This window comes from Pseudomonas sp. ACN5, assembly GCF_002303975.1.
GTDB lineage: Bacteria > Pseudomonadota > Gammaproteobacteria > Pseudomonadales > Pseudomonadaceae > Aquipseudomonas > Aquipseudomonas laurylsulfatiphila.
This window is the reverse complement of sequence record NZ_MRCP01000046.1, coordinates 1-737: the sequence shown is the minus strand read 5'-3', so window position 1 is coordinate 737 and position 737 is coordinate 1. Positions and strand designations below refer to the sequence as shown.

1 protein-coding gene is annotated in these 737 nt (G+C 61.6%); it reads left to right on the top strand.

Annotated elements, in window-relative coordinates:
• The coding region (locus BSF40_RS31325; RefSeq protein ID WP_141249834.1) for an immunoglobulin-like domain-containing protein at positions 1–737 on the top strand (737 nt) is incomplete at both ends.

The following is a 737-nucleotide window of genomic DNA, read 5'->3' as shown; positions in this document are numbered from 1 at the left end:
ACCGAGTCGATTAAATCGGCCGACGGCGGCAACCTCGAAGCGATCAACCCGATCAAGACCCCGGTGGAAACCACGGTCAACGATGTCAACGACACCACCACGGTGACCTTGACCGCCACCCCGAGCGTGGATGAAAACGGCACCATCACCTACACCGCGACCTTGACCGACAAGAACGGTGCCCCGGTTACCGCACAAAACGGTCCAGTCACCGTGACCCTCGACAGCGGCAAGGTCATCACCATCGCTGAAGGTCAGAGCTCCGGCAGCCTGCCGGTCAGCGTCGGCAACGACGTCTACCAAGGCCCGACCACCGTTACTGAATCCATCAAGGACGCAGTGGGCGGCAACTTGGAATTGGTGTCGCCAAACACAACGCCAGTGACCACCACGGTCAACGATGTCAACGACACCACCACGGTGACCCTGACCGCGACCCCGAGCGTCGACGAAAACGGCACCATCACCTACACCGCGACGCTGACCGATGCCCAGGGCAAACCGGTCACTGCGCAAAACGGTCCGGTGACCGTGACCCTCGACAGCGGCAAGGTGATCACCATCGCCGAAGGCCAGAGCTCCGGCAGCCTGCCGGTCAGCGTCGGCAACGACGTCTACACCGGCCCGACCACCGTTACTGAATCCATCAAGGACGCAGTGGGCGGCAACCTCGAAGCGATCAACCCAATCAAGACCCCGGTGGAAACCACGGTCAACGATGTCAACGACACCACCAC